This window comes from Leisingera sp. NJS201 (assembly GCF_004535885.1).
GTDB lineage: Bacteria > Pseudomonadota > Alphaproteobacteria > Rhodobacterales > Rhodobacteraceae > Leisingera.
Genome location: NZ_CP038234.1, coordinates 892,627 through 906,649 on the forward strand (window position 1 = coordinate 892,627; position 14,023 = coordinate 906,649).

Consider the following 14,023-nt stretch of genomic DNA (forward strand, 5'->3'; position numbering starts at 1 on the left):
GGGGCCTGTGCCCAAAAAAACGCAAAAATCCCATGATTTGCCATCTTGATCGGAGACCGGCACCGTTGGTAGCGTATACCCGCGCATGCAGGGCCCGGCAGGACCGGCTTTCTTCTTCCCGCGGTATCCGTTACGGCGGCATAACCTGCACTGAATACCAACCTGCACTGAAAACCCAAGCCTCTTCCAAGGGAATACACGATGATGAAATACACCGAAGAACACGAGTGGCTGCTGCCCGAAGACGATCTGATCACCGTTGGCATCACCGCCCATGCCGCCGAACAGCTGGGCGAAGTGGTCTTTGTGGAACTGCCGGAAGTGGGCACCGAGGTTTCCAAGGATGAAGAAATCGTGGTAATTGAATCGGTCAAAGCCGCCTCCGACATCCTGTCGCCGCTGGACGGTGAAGTGGTCGAGGTGAACGAGGCGCTGACCGATGATCCCGGCAAGGTGAACGAAGACCCCGAAGGCGGCGCCTGGTTCTTCAAGCTGAAGCCATCGGATCTGTCGCCGATGGACGACTACATGGATGAAGCCGGCTATAAGAAGTTTATCGGCTGATTTTCCCGCCCGCCGTGTTTTCCAACTGGCGGGCGGTTTCCGTCTGGCATCACGATCCCGCCAGCGCGCCTGTGCAGCCGCAGGCGATGTCCTATCATCCGGTCCATACCTGCAATCCAGACGGGAGACGCGCTATGACCGGTTTTCCGGGCCTCAAAGCCCTTTTCATCAACACCTCCCTCAAGAAAGACGGCAGCAAAAGCCACACCCGCCTGCTGATGGAGGCGTCATCCTCCATTATGGAAAAGAACGGCGTGGAGGTGGAGCATCTGCATATCCTGGACCACATTGTGCCGCCCGGCGTCTATCCGGACATGACAGAGCATGGCTGGCCGCAAGACGATTGGCCGGAGCTGTGGCAGAAGGTACTGGCAGCACAGATCCTGGTGGTCGGCACCCCGATCTGGCTGGGCGAGGAAAGTTCGGTCTGCCGCATTCTCATTGAACGCCTTTACGGTATGAGCGGCGAGCTGAACGATAAAGGGCAGTCGGTTTTCTACGGCAAGACCGGCGGCACCGTCATCACCGGCAACGAGGACGGCATCAAGCATACCGCGATGACGCTGTGTTATGCGCTCAGTCACTTGGGCTTTACCATCCCGCCGCAGGCCGATTGCGGCTGGATCGGCGAGGCCGGGCCGGGACCGTCTTATGGCGACGAGGTGGAGGGCAAGCCCGCCGGCTTTGAAAACGAGTTCACCCAGCGCAACACTACGATCATGACTTGGAACCTGATGCATCTGGCGGCGATGCTGCGCGATGCCGGCGGCTATCCGAATGAGGGCAACGACCGAAATGCCTGGTCTGCCGGCTGCCGGTTCGACTATGAAAACCCGGACTACCGCTCCTAGCCGGCCCGCTGCGTTTGCGGCTGGCGCAGTTGGCCGCCTTGTTCCCTGCCGGAAAAATGGCGGTGGCCCGGGCGGGAGTCTTCAAGGTCCGAATAAAGCAGGGGGCGGGCGGCTGCAGGCCGGATCAGTAGCCCCGCTGCCGGTCCACCTCGTGCAGCAGATCTTTCCCGGCTTCCAGCCGCCGGTAGTTCTCCACCACATCGCGCAGCGCATCGCCCAGATGCCAGCCCGACACATGCGGGGTGATCGTCACCTGCGGATGCGTCCACAGCGGGCTGTCTGCGGGCAACGGTTCCTTGCTTACCACATCCAGCACCGCATGGCCCGGCGTGCCTTTGTCCAGTGCTGCCAGCAAGGCAGGTTCATCGACCAGATCGCCGCGGCCTGCGTTGATCAGTGTCGCGCCCGGTTTCATTGCGGCCAGCATTTCCGCATCCATCAGCCCGCGGGTTGCCGGGGTGGACGGCAGGATTGAGCAGACATAGTCGCATATCCCCAGCATCTGCGGCAGCGCCTCTGCGCCATGGCGGCAGTCCACCCCGTCGATCTCCTTGGGGGAGCGGCTCCAGCCCAGCACCCGGAACCGCATGTCCCGCATCAGCCGCGCGGTCATGCCGCCGATATGGCCAAGCCCCAGCACGCCTATGGTGGTTTCCGCCGGGCGCCCCGGCGCCCGTGGCTCCCAGGCGCTGCGGGATTGGGAGACTGCGTGGGCGGACATGTTGCGCTGGCCGCGCAGCACATAAGCCAGGCAGTAATCTGCAATCTCATACGCCGGCTCTTGCGGTTTCAGGCGGGTCACACGCACATGCGGTGCGACGCTGGGGTGCGCCACGATGCTGTCCACCCCGGCGCCCAGCTTTTGCACCAGCTGCAGGTTCGGCAGCTGCGCGGCCAGATCGCCCTTCAGTGCGGACACCGCCAGCATGGTGATGTCTTCCAGATTGCCGGGGTCAGAGATAGGCCGGATGTCGGTCCCGGGGGCCACCGAGCGAAGCTCATCTGCCAGCTGTTCCTCGGTGTACCAGCCGTCGTGGCCGATGCTGATCAGCAATGCCATGCGCGTTCTCCCTGTCCGCGTCCCTTTTGCCGGACTAAGCCACGGTTCAGGACCAAGGGAAAGCCGGATTTCGCGTTTGGGCTGACCTTGGCGGGGGCTTCAGTCCAGCCGCCGCACCAGGATCTGGTTGCCGTCGCCGCGTTTGGTCTCAAACAGTTTCAGCGAGGCAATCAGGTCGCTCAGCTTGCGTTTGCCATAGCTTCGGGTGTCGAAATCCGGCGCGGCTGCGGTGATGTACTGGCCAATCTGGCCCAGCGTGAACCATTCGTCATCCTGGTCGATCGCATCCATCGCCCGGACCACCAGCTTGGTTGGATCCGCCAGTTCCGACGGAGCATTGCCGTTGCCGGCGCCGTCTTCTTTCTTGGGCTTAGGCTTCGGTTTGCCCGGCTCTTCCAGCAGGTTTTCCACATAGATGAACCGCTTGCAGGCCTGCACAAAGGCCGCCGGTGTCTTGCGCATGCCCATGCCGAAGACATCCACGCCTTGTTCGCGGATGCGGCTGGCCAGCCGGGTGAAATCGCTGTCGGATGAGATCAGCACAAACCCGTCGAACCGGCCCGAGTGCAAAATATCCATCGCGTCGATCACCAGCGCGATGTCCGAGGCGTTCTTGCCGGTGGTATTGGCAAATTGCTGATGCGGCACAATCGCCAGGGCTGCCAGTTTTTCCTTGTTCCACCCCTGCGGGCTGCCGCCGGCAAAATCGCCATAGATGCGGCGGATGCTGGCCTCGCCGAAGGAGGCGATTTCCTCGAACATTGCCTCGGCGAATTTGGCCGAAATATTGTCGGCGTCGATCAGGACGGCCAGAAGCGGCGGTTTGGTTGGATTTGCCATTGCGGATGTCTGCCTGTGTGTTTTGCGGGCAGACCGCCAGCGATTGAGCTGCCGAAAGGCCCTGATGGGGAGGTTGCGCCGATTATGCGGTGTGCCCGCAGTTATGCAAGCGGGCTGCGGCTGTGGCTGCTGCTTTCAGCGGGTTCAGTCAATGCCCGGGGCGCGCAGGAGTCGCCCGTCCCCGGCGGCGGTTCAGGCAAAGGGGTCTTCCGGGTACCCCACCCGCGCCAGATAGAGGCCGTGTCCCGGGCAAACCGGTCCGCAAGCGGCGCGGTCGCAGGCCTCCAGCACGGTCTTTACATCCTCCGGCTCCCAGGCCCCTGCGCCGACCCGCTCCAGCGTGCCGACAAAGCTGCGGACCTGGTTGTGCAGGAAGCTGCGGGCGCGGACGTGGAAATGGATCTCCGGCCCGGAAAAGCCCTGTACACGTTCCACCGTCAGCTCATCCAGCGTCTTGACCGGGCTTGCCGCCTGGCAGATCGAAGACCGGAAGGTGGTGAAATCATGGTTGCCGATCAGATGGCTGGCGGCTTTCTGCATGGCGCCGGCGTCCAGATCATGGCTCAGCTGCCAGACCTGGCCTGCCTCATGGGTGGCCGGCGCGCGGCGGATCAGAATGCGGAACAGATACTGCCGTTCAATGGCCGAGAACCGCGCGTGCCAGTCGCCGTCCACCCGGGCGCAGTCCACAATTGCGACAGGATCGGGTTTCAGATGGTAATTCAGCGCCTCCGACAGCCGGAAAGGGTCCCAGTCCTTGGCCATGTCGCAATGCGCCACCTGTCCCAGCCCATGCACACCGGTGTCGGTGCGCCCGGCGGCAGCAATCGTATGCTCCCCCGGCTCCAGCCGTGCCAGCGCAGCCTCGATCGCGCCCTGCACCGAGGGCTGGTCCTTCTGCCTTTGCCAGCCGGCAAAAGGCTTTCCGTGATATTCGACTTTCAAAGCAAAACGCGGCATGGACGGGCACCTAGCAACAGGGCCGGGCCGGGGCAAGCCCCGTGTGCGCTCTGGTATCTCAGCACCATGCTGCCTATCTTGTCAGCAGCAAGAACAGAGCAGGATCAGGGCCTTGGTGATAACTTCCCTCGCTGATGGGGTGATGAGCAGTGTGGAACGTGCCGCCAGCGGTGTTTCGGCGGCGCTGTTCGACCGGCCCTTGCGGCTGGGCGTCACCGGCCTCGCACGCTCCGGCAAGACCGTGTTCATCACCTCGCTGGTGGCCAACCTGATGGACCGGGGCCGGATGCTGCAACTGGGCGCCGCGCGTGAGGGACGGATTGAGGCCGCATTTCTGCAGCCCCAGCCTGACGACACCGTGCCGCGGTTTGACTATGAAAACCACCTGGCAGCCCTGACCGGGCCGTCACCCCATTGGCCGGACAGCACAAGGGCGGTGTCTGAGCTGCGTCTCAGCCTGAAGGTGCGGCCCGCCGGCCTGCTGGCCGGATTTCAGGGGCCGCGCACGCTGCATTTGGATATTGTCGACTACCCCGGTGAATGGCTGCTGGATCTGGCACTGCTGGACAAGTCCTACAGCGAATGGTCCGCCGATGTGCTCTCCCGTCTTGCCACCCGCCGGCAGGCACAGGGGTTTCTGGCGGAGAAATCCAAGGCTGCCCCTGCGGGAACACATGACGAACCGCAAGTCCAGGCGCTTGCTGCCGCCTTCACGCAGTATCTGGCCGCCGCCCGCGCCGCCGGGTTCTATGACTGCACGCCGGGCCGCTTCCTGTTGCCCGGCGATCTTGAGGGCTCGCCCGTACTGACCTTCGCGCCGCTGCCGCCTGAGGCCAGCCCGCCGCGCGGCTGCCTCTGGCGCGAGATGGAGCGGCGGTATGAGGCCTATAAAACCAAGGTCGTCAAACCCTTCTTCCGCGACCACTTTGCCCGCATCGACCGCCAGGTGGTGCTGGTGGATGCACTCTCGGCAATCCATTCCGGTCCGCAGGCGGTAGAGGATCTGCGCCTGGCGATGGCGGACATCCTCAGCACGTTCAAACCGGGCCGCAATCACTTTCTGACCCGGCTTCTGGGCGGCAAGCGGGTCGAGAAGATCCTGTTTGCCGCCACCAAAGCCGACCACCTGCACCACGCCCAGCACCCGCAAATGACCGCCATCATCGAGGCGCTGACCCGCGAGGCGCAGGACCGCGCCCGTTTTGCAGGCGCTGAAACCGCGGCTCTGGCGCTGGCTTCCTTGCGCTCCACAACCGAAGAGAAGCGCGCCCACAACGGAACTGATCTGCCCTGCGTGCGCGGCACTCTGCTGGACAGCGGCAAACAGGCGGCGTTCTATCCCGGAGCCTTGCCCGAAGATCCCGCGCAGCTGCTCACCCCGGCGCGGCAAGGGGCTGAGAAATGGCTGGAAGGCGACTATCAGGCGATGGGTTTTGCGCCCGCACCGCTTACCCTGAAGCACGGCAGCGGCCCGCCGCATATCCGGCTGGACCGCGCCGCTGAATTTCTGATCGGAGACGCCCTGTGACACTCTCCCTGCGCCCCGCAAACCCTCTGGATGCCGGAACCGCCGGCGGGATCCTCTACCGCTTCCAGCAGGGCACGGAATGGATGCCTGAACTCTATACCTGGGCCGAGGCGATCGCCTTTTGCGGCGTCATGATTGATCGCGGCTGGGTCACGGTGGCCGTGCGGGATGGCCGCGTGCAGGGTTTTCTGGCCCGTGACGGCGCGGAGGTCTGCGCGCTCTACCTCGCGCCCGGTGCCTGCGGGCGGGGGCGGGCAAGGCACTGCTGGACGCTGCCAAGGCCGCCGTGCCGCGGCTGACGCTGCGGACCTTCGCAGCCAATGAAATGGCGCAGCGGTTCTACCGGCGCGAGGGTTTTGCCGAGACAGGCCGCGGTGACGGCACAGACAACGAGGAAGGCTTGCCCGACATCGCCTATGAATGGCGCAGCAGCCTGGAGGCGGCGGCATGAGCAAGAAGCCGGTTCTGTTTGACCTTGAGGACGAGACGGATGCACCTTCCGTAACTGAGGCGCCGCCGGTGCCCGAGCCGCAATCCGCCGCACCCCAGCCGTCAGCGATGGAGCAGGCGGCCCGGATTGCCGCCCGCCGCCCGTCGCGGCTGGCCCGCTGGTTCTGGGCGCTGCTGGTTGCGGTCATTGGCGCCATCGCCTCGGTCGCGGCCTGGGATTTTGCGGCCGGGCTGATGGCAAGGGTTCCGCTGCTGGGCTGGGCAGTAAGTGCCGGGCTGGGGGTTCTGCTGCTGCTGGCCCTTGCGATGGCGCTGCGTGAACTGGCGGCGCTGTCCCGGCTGCGGCGCGTCGATGCCTTGCGGCATCAGGCAGAGGAGGCCGCAGACCTGGCTGCGGCCCGCGCCTTCACGGCCCGGCTGGAAAACTTCTACAAGGCCCGCGAGGATCTCGGCTGGCATCAGGCGCGGCTGGCTGAGCGCAAGGCAGAAGTCATGGACGCCGATGCCCTGCTGATGCTGGCCGAGGAAGAGCTGCTGGTGCCGCTGGACGCGCTGGCCCTGCGCGAGGTCGAGGCCGCCGCCCGGCAGGTCGCCACGGTGACCGCGCTGGTGCCGATGGCGCTGGCGGACATTCTGACGGCGCTGGTCTCTTCACTGCGGATGATCCGCCGGGTGGCGGGGATCTATGGCGGCCGGCCCGGCTTCTTCAGCTCCTGGCGGCTGACCCGCGCGGTGCTGGCGCATCTGGCTGCCACCGGCGCGGTGGCTGCGGGTGATGACCTCTTGGAGCCGGTGCTGGGCGGATCGGTGCTGTCGAAACTCTCCCGCCGCTTCGGCGAGGGGCTGGTCAATGGCGCGTTGTCAGCGCGGGTCGGCATAGCTGCAATGGAGGTTTGCCGCCCGATGCCGTTTTCAGCGCAGCACAGACCTGGGACGCGCAAGGTGATTCAGCGGGCGCTGACCGGTCTGTTTTCCAAGGATAAGTAGCGCGCTTACAGGCTCATGCGCAGCATGAGCCATGCCTAAGGCTGCTGAGGTGTTCTGGCAAGGCCAGAACACCGGCAGGCACGGGAGCGCCCCGCTGGCGGTGCTCAGAACAGCTTCGGCGGCTGGTCTGCGGGCTGGCGCATCGCCACGATGCCGGTGCGGAAACCTTCGCCGATCCGGTCGGCCAGGGCACCCCATTGCAGCGCAGTGCGCTCCGGCAATTCGGCCCGCAGCACCTCGTGGAACAGGCCCAGCCACAGCGGGAAATGCTCTGCTTTCACGTCCGGCCGTGAGACATGCACCCGCATTGGATTGCCGCTGTAGCTCCGCTGCCGCAGAATCGCATTGCGCCAGAAGCCGGCGATCTTCTCTTCATGCTCCGGCCAATCGGTGACATGCGCGGCAAACACCGGCCCCAGCACCTCATGGGTCCGCACGCGGGTGTAGAAGACGGCCACCACGCGCGAGATCTCTTCTGGGCCGATATCGAACCGCGCCAGCGGGTTTGCGGTATCTGCGTCGGTCATTGGATGCTCCGGTCTGAGTGGCCAGAGGCAGAAATAGGCGAAAGGCGGGGAAAGAGGAAGAGGCCGGGCGCATCTGCCGCAGAAACGGGAGACGGCCTCGCTGGCACCGGGCGGCATTGGCGCTATGGTGGGCGGGGAATTTGCCAAAAGGTATTGAATTATGGCGGAGAAAATCGGGCGGGTTCTGGTTCTAGGTGCATATGGCTTTATCGGCGCTGAAGTGGTCCGGTCCTTGCAAACCTCCGGGTTTGCTGTGACGGGTCTTGGCCGCAGTGCTGAACAGGCGGCGCGGGTGTTGCCGGGCGTGCCGTTCGTGGCGGGCAATTTGCTGCAACTGCTGCAGCCCGAAGACTGGACGCTGTTGTTGCAGGGCGTGGATGCAGTAGTGAATTGCGCCGGCGTCTTGCAGGACATGGCACCAGGAGAGCTGGAGGCTGTGCATCACTTAGCTATTGCCGCTCTTGCTGCGGCTTGCGCTGACCGCGGGACAAAGGTGGTGCAGGTCTCCGCTGCCGGGGCAGGGCCGGGGCTGCAACAGAGTTCATGCGCAGCAAGGGCCGGGGCGATGCGGCCTTGCGGGCCTCCGGAGCGGCGGCCTGGATCCTGCGCCCCGGGCTGGTGATCGGACAGGGCGCCTTTGGCGGCACCCGGCTGTTGCGGATGCTGGCAGCGGTGCCGCTGGTGCAGCCGGTTGCGCTGGGCCAGGCACCGGTTCAATGCACCGGGATGGCGGATTTGCCCGCAGCGATGGGTGCGGCACTCTGCGGTAAGCTGCCTCAAGGTACTTATGATCTGGTGGAGGATCAGGTGAATACGCTGGAAGAGGTGCTGACAGAGACCCGTAAATGGCTGGGGTTTGCACCTGCCCGGATGGCACTGCGGATGCCGGATTGGCTGCTGCCGCCGATTGCAGGCTGCGCTGATGCTCTGGGCCGCCTCGGCTGGCGCTCGCCCATGCGCAGTACAGCGATTGCCGAAATTCAGAACGGCGTGCGCGGTGACCCGCAACCCTACCGCGCGGCGATGGGGCAGGGATTGGCCCCTTTGCAGTCTATCTATCAATCGCTGCCTGCGGGCCGGGAACAGCGGCTGGATGCGCGGATGGCACTGATTATGCCAATTGCTGTGGCGGTGCTGAGCCTGTTTTGGCTGGCGTCGGGCCTGATTGGCCTGTGGCAGCTGGAGGCGGCGGCGAATGTGCTGCTGGCCAGGGGCTGGGGAAGTTTCCCGGCCAAGACAGGTGTTGTCTTCTGGTCGCTCGCGGATATTGCCCTGGGGCTGGCGATCCTTTGGAGGCCCTGGGCGGCGTGGGCCTGCCTGGGGATGGCAGGGGTCTCGTTGTTCTATGTGCTGGCAGCAAGCGTCATAGCACCGCAGATGTGGGCGGATCCGCTGGGGTCTCTGGTCAAGGTGCTGCCGGGCACCCTTCTGTCGCTGATCACCCATCAATTGCTGCAGGAGCGCTGAGATGGATGTGGATCTGATCCTGCGCTGGCTGCATGTGATCGGTGCCTGTGTGCTGCTGGGCACCGGGGCAGGCATCGCCTTTTTCATGCTGATGGCGCACCGCACCTGTGATGCACGGCTGATTGCCCATACCGCAGGCGTGGTGGTGCTGGCGGACCTGCTGTTCACCGCCACGGCGGTGATTGCGCAGCCCTCACCGGCGGATTGCTGGCCTGGCGGTTGGGGTGGCCGTTCAGCGAAGGCTGGCTGGCGCTGTCGCTGGGGCTATATGTGCTGACAGGAGCATTCTGGCTGCCGGTTATCTGGATCCAGCTGAAGCTGCGCGATCTGGCGCGGGCAGCCGCTGCGGCAGGCGAGGAACTGCCCGCGCGCTACCAACGCTTGTTTGCGATCTGGTTTTCTTGCGGCATTCCTGCCTTTGCGGCGGTGCTTGCAATCATCTGGCTGATGCTGGCGCGCCCGGATCTGGGTATCTGGTTGATACGCTGACGGAGGGCGGGCTATTCCGCCCGCCGCAGCCCTCATCCCAATGCGGCATATCTGCCGCTTTACCCTCCGGCGGGACCATCCTATAAGGCGGTTCATGTCCCTATTCGCGGCCATCATTATTCGAATTATATCCCCGGCGCTCTGAAAGCATCGAGCCGCCGGGCAAAGGCGCTTGAGCCATCGCGCCGAACCGAATATCCCGATTTCCAGCCTTGATCATCCAAAGGACGCAACGCATGTGCGCCGACACGCCCCAGACGCCTGACTATAAAGACACCCTGAACCTGCCGAAAACCGATTTCCCGATGCGCGCAGGCCTGCCCAAGCGCGAGCCTTCATGGCTGGAGCGCTGGGCGCAGATCGGGGTCTATGACCGCTTGCGTGATAAGGCCGCCGCAGCCAAGGGCAGTGACGCCGAGCGCCAGCCCTTCACCCTGCATGACGGCCCTCCTTACGCCAACGGCCACCTGCACATCGGCCACGCGCTGAACAAAACCATCAAGGACATGATCGTGCGTTCGCATCAGATGATGGGGTTTGACGCGCGCTATGTGCCGGGCTGGGATTGCCACGGCCTGCCGATCGAGTGGAAGATCGAGGAGCAGTACCGCAAGAAGGGCAAGAACAAGGATGCGGTGCCGGTGGTTGAATTCCGCCAGGAATGCCGCGCCTTTGCCGACAGCTGGGTCGACATCCAGCGCGAGGAGTTCAAGCGGCTGGGCATCACCGGCAACTGGGATGATCCGTATCTGACCATGAACTACCACGCCGAGGCGGTGATCGCGGATGAGTTCATGAAATTCCTGATGAACGGCACGCTGTATCAGGGTTCGAAACCCGTGATGTGGTCGCCGGTCGAGAAAACCGCCCTGGCCGAGGCCGAGGTGGAGTATCACGACAAGGAAAGCTTCACCATCTGGGTGAAGTTCAAGGTGGCTGAGCCTGCTGATCACAAACTGGCCGGCGCCAATGTCGTGATCTGGACCACCACGCCCTGGACCATGCCATCGAACAAGGCCGTGGTTTACGGCGAAGAGATCGCCTATGGCCTCTATGAAGTCACCGGCACCCCGGACGAGTGCTGGGCTGCTGCGGGCGAGAAATACATTCTGGCCGATAATCTGGCAGCAGATGTGTTCAAGCGCGCGCGCCTGTCTGAGGATCAGTACACCCGCGTCTCTGATGTTCCGGCCTCTGATCTGGCAGGCATCGGCCTGACCCACCCGCTGCACGGCGCTGAAGGCTCCAACGGTGAATGGGACGATATCCGCGACTTCCGCGCCGCTGAATTTGTCACCGACACCGAAGGCACCGGCTTTGTCCACTGCGCGCCGTCGCACGGGATGGAGGAATTCGAGCTGTACCGCGATCTGGGCATGCTGGAGCAGGTCATCACCTATAACGTGATGGACGACGGCGGCTTCCGCGCCGATCTGCCGTTTTTCGGCGGCAAATACATCCTGAACCGCAAGGGCGGCGAGGGCGATGCCAACAAGGCGGTGATTGATAAGCTGACCGAGGTCGGCGGCCTGTTGGCGCGCGGCAAGATCAAGCACAGCTACCCGCATTCCTGGCGCTCCAAGGCGCCGATCATCTACCGCAACACGCCGCAGTGGTTTGCCTCTGTCGACCGCAAGATGGACGACGGAATGGACCAGATGGGCGATACCATCCGCGAACGCGCGCTGCGCTCGATCGATGAGCTGGTGAAATGGTACCCGCAGACCGGCCGCAACCGCCTGCATTCGATGATCGAAAGCCGCCCCGACTGGGTGCTGAGCCGCCAGCGCGCCTGGGGCGTGCCGCTCACCTGCTTCACCAAGAAGGGCGCGCTGCCGACCGACGCTGACTTTTTGCTGCGCAATGACGAGGTGAACACGCGTATCGTGGCTGAGTTCGACGCGCATGGTGCAGACGTTTGGTATCAGGACGGCTTCAAGGCCAGGGTGCTGGGCAACTCCGTGGATCCGGACGCCTATGATCAGGTGTTCGACGTTCTGGATGTGTGGTTCGATAGCGGCTCGACCCATGCCTTTGTGCTGCGCGACCGCGAGGACGGCACCGAAGACGGCATTGCCGACGTCTATATGGAGGGCACCGACCAGCACCGCGGCTGGTTCCACTCCTCGCTGCTGCAGGCCTGCGGCACCAAGGGGCGCGCACCTTACCGCAACGTGGTGACCCACGGGTTCACGCTGGACGAGAAGGGCATGAAGATGTCCAAATCGCTGGGCAACACCATCGTGCCGGAAAAGATCGTGCAGCAGTACGGCGCCGATATCCTGCGCCTGTGGGTGGCCCAGACCGACTATACTTCTGACCAGCGGATCGGACCGGAAATCCTGAAAGGCACTGCCGACAGCTACCGCCGTCTGCGTAACACCATGCGCTTCCTGCTGGGCAGCTTGAAGGATTTCACTGAAGAACAGCGCGTGGAGCCGGCGGATATGCCGGAGCTGGAGCAGTGGGTGCTGCACCGGCTGGCGGAACTCGACCACAAGGTGCGTACCGGCTATCAGACCTTTGACTTCCAGGGTGTGTTCTCGGCGGTGTTCAACTTTGCTACCGTGGATTTGTCGGCCTTCTATTTCGACGTCCGCAAGGATGCGCTCTATTGCGATGGCGACACCCTGAACGCCCGCGCCGCGCGCACGGTGCTGGATATCCTGTTCCACCGGCTGACCACATGGCTGGCACCGGTTCTAGTGTTCACCATGGAAGAGGTCTGGCTGGAGAAATACCCGGGCGAGGGCAGCTCAATCCATCTGCAGGACATTCCCAACACCCCCGCTGACTGGCTGAATGAGCCGCTGGCGGCGAAATGGTCCAAGATCCGCCAGGCCCGCCGGGTGGTGACGGCAGCGCTTGAAGTGCAACGCACCGACAAGGTGATCGGTGCCTCGCTTGAGGCCGCCCCGGTGGTGCATGTGCGCGACGGCGAGGCGCTGGAGGCGCTGAAGTCGGTGAACTTCGCCGATATCTGCATTACCTCGGACATCATGCTGACCAATGATCCGGCCCCGGCCGAAGCTTTCCGTATGCCCGAGGTCGACGGTGTTTCGGTGGTGTTTGAGAAAGCCGACGGCGGCAAGTGCCAGCGCTGCTGGAAGATCCTGCCGGATGTGGGCAATCACGTCCATGACGGTGTTTGCGGCCGATGCGATAGCGCGCTGGGATAACCCGGCTTTCAGCTTTGAATTGTGATTTGCGCCCGGCCTAATTGCCGGGCGCTGTCATTTTTACGCTATTGTTGCGGGATTTCCTGCACTTTTTCCGGGTGCGGCCTTGTGTGTTGGCAAATTGAATTCCTCTAGATGTTGACCGGTTTTCTACAATTGGTTAAGAATTCGTTAATTCCATGTAGGTTTTCAGCCGACTTAAAAATATGGCATGGGGCAGGGGGGCAGTTTATTATGCTGAAGCGGAAAGCGGACGCGCAACCGGCAGGTGAGCCGGGCAAGCCGCGCAGTGCATCTATCCGGATAGACGGGGTATCGGCCCCAAAGAACATGAAAATCGGGCTGGTCGCGGACAGCACCGGGGCCAAACCGGAACCCGCGGCAGCAATTGCAAAGCCAGCCGCGCCCAAAACCGCTGCTGTCAAAGCGGCCAAAACCGCCAAGACGGCGAAACCTGCCAGTGCCGCAGCGGATGAACAGAAAATTGTGCCAGGTCCGCAGCCCTTTGCACCGGTACCCGCGGACGGCGGCAGTGCGCTGCCAAAGCTGGGCCTCGCGGCAGCTGGTCTGGCGGTGGCCGCGGCGATGCTTCTGTATTTCCAATTCAGTGGCGGCACCCCGGTTGAAACGGCTGAACAGACCAGTCTGCAAACGGCGGCAGAAGCGGAGCTTTCTGCCGGTACCGTGCAGCCGGCCGGTGCCGCTGCGGCGGCGGGGCTGCAAAAGGACGATGCCGGCGCCGAAGACGCCATGGTCGCCCGCATCACTGCCGGAACCCTGGCCGCGCTGCGCAGCAAACAGGCAAATCCGGAAAGCCTGAACCAGGCGGCAGCTGCGGCGCCGGCGGCAGGAACTGCGCTCTATAAAATGGTGCTGACCGCCGCGGCACAGGGCCAGTCCGAAGCCTATATCGACCAGCTGGTGAACGGCGCTTATGAGCGCAAGGAAATCACCGTGCCCGCCAGCCTGATCGGGGCTGACGGGCGGGTTGACACGGCGACGCTGCTGGCCCTGTTTGTCGGCAACTGATCTTTTTGCTCCGGCGGCTGCGCCGGGGCCGTTCCCGTTTGCCCCTTGGGCGCGCTGCCGGTGCCGGCCGGGGACCTCTCATAACAACCAGA

Annotated in this window: 12 protein-coding genes and 2 pseudogenes; 10 read left to right on the forward strand and 4 right to left on the reverse strand. The window is 63.7% G+C overall.

The genetic code is table 11. The features are described from left to right. The first annotated feature begins 204 nt into the window (after positions 1 to 204). Positions 205 to 564, forward strand: a complete 360-nt coding sequence (gcvH, locus tag ETW23_RS04300; RefSeq protein ID WP_134831259.1) for a glycine cleavage system protein GcvH — start codon at positions 205 to 207, stop codon at positions 562 to 564. Positions 565 to 698: 134 nt separating this feature from the next. Then, complete coding sequence (locus ETW23_RS04305) at positions 699 to 1,415, forward strand: flavodoxin family protein (RefSeq protein ID WP_134829244.1); 717 nt, start codon at positions 699 to 701, stop codon at positions 1,413 to 1,415. Between the two features lie 124 nt (positions 1,416 to 1,539). Here ETW23_RS04305 and ETW23_RS04310 read toward each other — a convergent pair whose 3' ends face one another. From ETW23_RS04310 to truA, 3 genes are all read right to left on the reverse strand, one after another. Then, a complete protein-coding gene (locus ETW23_RS04310; RefSeq protein ID WP_134829245.1) occupies positions 1,540 to 2,475 on the reverse strand; it encodes a glyoxylate/hydroxypyruvate reductase A in 936 nt (311 codons plus the stop codon). Positions 2,476 to 2,574: 99 nt separating this feature from the next. After that, entirely contained in the window at positions 2,575 to 3,315 is a 741-nt protein-coding gene (locus tag ETW23_RS04315; protein ID WP_129371783.1) for an NYN domain-containing protein, read from the reverse strand. Positions 3,316 to 3,507: 192 nt separating this feature from the next. Continuing rightward, on the reverse strand, positions 3,508 to 4,275 hold the full coding sequence (gene truA / locus ETW23_RS04320; RefSeq protein WP_134829246.1) for a tRNA pseudouridine(38-40) synthase TruA: 768 nt from the start codon (positions 4,273 to 4,275) through the stop codon (positions 3,508 to 3,510). Between the two features lie 112 nt (positions 4,276 to 4,387). Between truA and ETW23_RS04325 the strand changes: the two genes are divergently transcribed. The 3 genes and pseudogenes from ETW23_RS04325 (at position 4,388) to ETW23_RS04335 (ending at position 7,240) form a co-directional block, all read left to right on the forward strand. Next, positions 4,388 to 5,803, forward strand: coding sequence for a YcjX family protein (locus ETW23_RS04325; RefSeq protein WP_134829247.1), 1,416 nt, complete (start codon positions 4,388 to 4,390; stop codon positions 5,801 to 5,803). Next, a pseudogene (locus ETW23_RS04330) lies at positions 5,800 to 6,254 on the forward strand (GNAT family N-acetyltransferase). Before ETW23_RS04325 ends, ETW23_RS04330 begins: the two are co-directional and overlap by 4 nt. Further along, positions 6,251 to 7,240 carry a YcjF family protein gene (locus ETW23_RS04335; protein WP_134829248.1) on the forward strand — a complete coding sequence of 330 codons (990 nt, stop codon included), beginning with the start codon at positions 6,251 to 6,253 and terminating at the stop codon, positions 7,238 to 7,240. The pseudogene ETW23_RS04330 and the gene ETW23_RS04335 overlap by 4 nt, the downstream one beginning before the upstream one ends. A 104-nt stretch (positions 7,241 to 7,344) precedes the next feature. Here ETW23_RS04335 and ETW23_RS04340 read toward each other — a convergent pair whose 3' ends face one another. Further along, the gene (locus ETW23_RS04340; protein ID WP_134829249.1) at positions 7,345 to 7,767 is read right to left on the reverse strand and encodes a group III truncated hemoglobin; all 423 of its coding nucleotides are present in this window, start codon (positions 7,765 to 7,767) and stop codon (positions 7,345 to 7,347) included. A gap of 160 nt (positions 7,768 to 7,927) precedes the next feature. Here ETW23_RS04340 and ETW23_RS25705 point away from each other — a divergent pair, with 160 nt between their 5' ends. The 5 genes and pseudogenes from ETW23_RS25705 to ETW23_RS04360 all read left to right on the forward strand — a co-directional run bounded on the left by ETW23_RS25705 (position 7,928) and on the right by ETW23_RS04360 (position 13,931). Beyond that, positions 7,928 to 8,389, forward strand: a complete 462-nt coding sequence (locus tag ETW23_RS25705) for an NAD(P)H-binding protein (RefSeq protein ID WP_254695143.1) — start codon at positions 7,928 to 7,930, stop codon at positions 8,387 to 8,389. Further along, on the forward strand, positions 8,311 to 9,234 hold the full coding sequence (locus tag ETW23_RS04345) for an SDR family oxidoreductase (RefSeq protein WP_254695144.1): 924 nt from the start codon (positions 8,311 to 8,313) through the stop codon (positions 9,232 to 9,234). The genes ETW23_RS25705 and ETW23_RS04345 overlap by 79 nt, the downstream gene beginning before the upstream one ends. 1 nt (position 9,235) lies before the next feature. After that, a pseudogene (locus ETW23_RS04350) lies at positions 9,236 to 9,723 on the forward strand (DUF2269 family protein). Positions 9,724 to 9,959: 236 nt separating this feature from the next. Beyond that, complete coding sequence (gene ileS / locus ETW23_RS04355) at positions 9,960 to 12,902, forward strand: isoleucine--tRNA ligase (RefSeq protein WP_134829250.1); 2,943 nt, start codon at positions 9,960 to 9,962, stop codon at positions 12,900 to 12,902. A gap of 135 nt (positions 12,903 to 13,037) precedes the next feature. Further along, positions 13,038 to 13,931 carry a hypothetical protein gene (locus ETW23_RS04360; protein WP_254695145.1) on the forward strand — a complete coding sequence of 298 codons (894 nt, stop codon included), beginning with the start codon at positions 13,038 to 13,040 and terminating at the stop codon, positions 13,929 to 13,931. The last annotated feature ends 92 nt before the right edge of the window (positions 13,932 to 14,023 follow it).